General features: G+C 71.3%; 2 protein-coding genes and 1 pseudogene. 1 reads left to right on the forward strand and 2 read right to left on the reverse strand.

All coding sequences use genetic code 11. The features are described from left to right. The first annotated feature begins 29 nt into the window (after positions 1–29). Entirely contained in the window at positions 30–434 is a 405-nt protein-coding gene (locus ABZ281_RS46270; protein WP_356664505.1) for a pyridoxamine 5'-phosphate oxidase family protein, read from the forward strand. A 73-nt stretch (positions 435–507) separates the two neighbouring features. Here the strand turns inward: ABZ281_RS46270 and ABZ281_RS46275 are convergent, their stop codons facing one another. Both ABZ281_RS46275 and ABZ281_RS46280 read right to left on the reverse strand, forming a co-directional pair. Continuing rightward, entirely contained in the window at positions 508–1,545 is a 1,038-nt protein-coding gene (locus ABZ281_RS46275; RefSeq protein WP_356664507.1) for a hypothetical protein, read from the reverse strand. 438 nt (positions 1,546–1,983) lie between these two features. Beyond that, a pseudogene (locus ABZ281_RS46280) lies at positions 1,984–2,338 on the reverse strand (hypothetical protein); the annotation flags it as partial.

Raw genomic sequence — 2,338 nt, forward strand, 5'->3', positions numbered from 1 at the left:
GGTGCGGTCGCCGTTGAGGAATTGGGCGTATGTCTCCGATCCGGTCATCTCGTGGCCTGCGCCTGCTCGCCAAGGTGCCGGTCGGCCGCGTGGTCTACACCCGGCAAGCGCTGCCCGCGGTCCTCCCCGTCAACTTCTCCCTCGACGCGGACGCCTCCGTCCTGCTGCGCACCTCACCGGACTCGGATCTCGTGCGCGCCATCGACGGCGTCGTGGTCGCCTTCGAGGCGGACGAGTTCGACGCGGCCACCCGCTCCGGTTGGAGTGTGGTCGTCACCGGACGGGCCACCGTGGTGACCGATCCCGCCGAGCACAAGCAGCTGTCGCAAGCAGGCCCCATTTCCTGGATGCCCCTGCGGGACGCGGCGTTCGTACGGATCGAGTCGGAGATGGTCACCGGACGCGAACTCAGGGCGACCCGCGGCACACAGTGAAGCCCGCTTGCCGGGCAGTCCGCCGGGCTTTTGGTGCCACCGCGCGGGCAGGGCGCGTGACGACCGTGCGGCGTCAGTCCGTCGGCTCGGACCTCGTGTCGGTGCTCGTACAAGGCGTCTGCGGCTCCGGTCCCGGGGCGGAGCCGGGCTCGGGGCGCGCGGGCGCACGGGGCGTCCTGCCGCCGTCGGGGCCGTACCCGAATCGGATCAGCGACTGCGGGCAGCACCGCTGCTTCGAGCCGGCCATCGCCGCCCGCAGGTCCGTCCACTCCATCGCCTGGTGCAGCATCGAAGTACGCACCCCACGCCGGGTCGCCGTGAGCAGCACGCGCTCCAGGGCCTGGCCCGCCCTCAGCCAGTCCTCCCGCCGGTCGTGGGAGGTCCACAGCATGGCCACCTGGGCGTGGCGTTCGAAACGCAGGGCGGGCAGCCACGGCGCGGCCAGCGCTCCGGTGAAGTCCCGTACCGGCATCCGCCCGGACGCATCCCGCGGGCCGAGGGCTGTTACAGGAATGCCGTAGGAAGTGTCCGTTCCCGGAGCGGTGATCCAGGCACGCGCCTCGGCCGCACGGACCGGATGGACGGCGTTGCGCGCCTCCGCCGCCTGGGTCAGGCGCAGCAGTCGCCGGGTCCCTGGGATGTCGGGCACGTCCAAGTGGGCGCCCTCGGCCCGAGCCGCGCTGATCATCTCCGCCACGATCGGCTCCGGAACCGGGCGGCCGGTGAACGGCATCCGGCTCGTGTGACGCCGCTCGACCGCCTCATACAGATCATGGGGCAGCTGGCCGTCTGCGGCAGTCCCGGCCAGCTGCACGGCGGCGAGCAGGTCTGGATCGTCGGTGACGGGAAGCAGCCGGACGATGGGGTCCCACCCCAGGTGCGCCGCGGCCACCCGGAGGTTGAAGACGGCAGCGCCCACCGACAGGTGCGCGGAGCGCAGCTCGGGATCAGCCATAGGCAGCTGCCGTCCCCGGTCGATACGGACTTCGATCGATCGGCTGTCCGGGTCCAGGCCGAACCGCCAGGGCTGCGTGTTGTGGATCGACGGCGCCGCCACTGCCGCGGCCAGCAGGGCTTGAACTGCTGCGGCATCGACTTCCCGGGGCTGCATCACGGCTCCTTCGCAGAACTTCTTTTCCGTTCCGACAACCCTGCGCCACCGTCCCTCTTTGGAGGAGGGTTGGCCGGCCCCATGCTGCGGGCCATAGGGCCTCATTCGGCGGGCCAGGACGACTGGGCAGCTGGAGCGGTCCGGCATTGGGCGACCAACTCGGTCACCAGCAATCCCGATCCGTTCGCGGAGAGGTTGGAGCCCTTCGCCAAGAGGTGGACTGTCGGAGGGATTCGGCCTGAGCCCGACATTTTCACCACGGGCGGGAAACCGATCGGAAGTCCCGAGGAGCCGGACGTCCAGGCACAGTAGGAACTTGTCCGCACCGCTCGCCCCGCGGCCCCGGGGCGGCCGGAGCGCCGTGAGAGACCGCCCGCTGGGCGCAGCCTGTTGTGCCGCTGCGGGCGGTGCTGCGGGACGAGCAGCACGGCGGCCGAGCGCTCGCGGTGTGCCGGCGCCGTCCGGGCCGTAGCCGAAACGGATCAGCACCTGCGGATGGCACCGCTTGTGTCGCGGCTAGGCCGTCGCCGGCCCGCAGGTCCGGCCATTCCATGACCTGGTGGAGGAACGAGGTACGCCGACCGCGGGCGGTCGCCGTGAGAAGCCCGTACTGCAGGGCTTGTCCGGCCCGCAGCCAGTCCTCCCTCCGGTCGTGGGCAGTCCAGAGCAGGGCCAGTGGAACGTGGGGTTCGAACCACAGCGCCGGCCGGCGTACGAGGGCGGGCAGTGTGCCGGTGATCCACATCTTGCGGCCGTTGAGGATCCAGTCGGAGCCGTCGCGCTTGGCGTGGGT

The organism is Streptomyces sp. NPDC006265 (genome assembly GCF_040613555.1).
In the GTDB taxonomy this organism is placed as follows: domain Bacteria; phylum Actinomycetota; class Actinomycetes; order Streptomycetales; family Streptomycetaceae; genus Streptomyces.

Excerpts from the sequence above, each read along its gene's own strand:
- ABZ281_RS46270 (WP_356664505.1), top strand. The coding sequence starts at position 30 with ATGTCTCCGATCCGGTCATCTCGTGGCCTGCGCCTGCTCGCCAAGGTG.
- ABZ281_RS46275 (WP_356664507.1), bottom strand. The coding sequence starts at position 1,545 with ATGCAGCCCCGGGAAGTCGATGCCGCAGCAGTTCAAGCCCTGCTGGCC.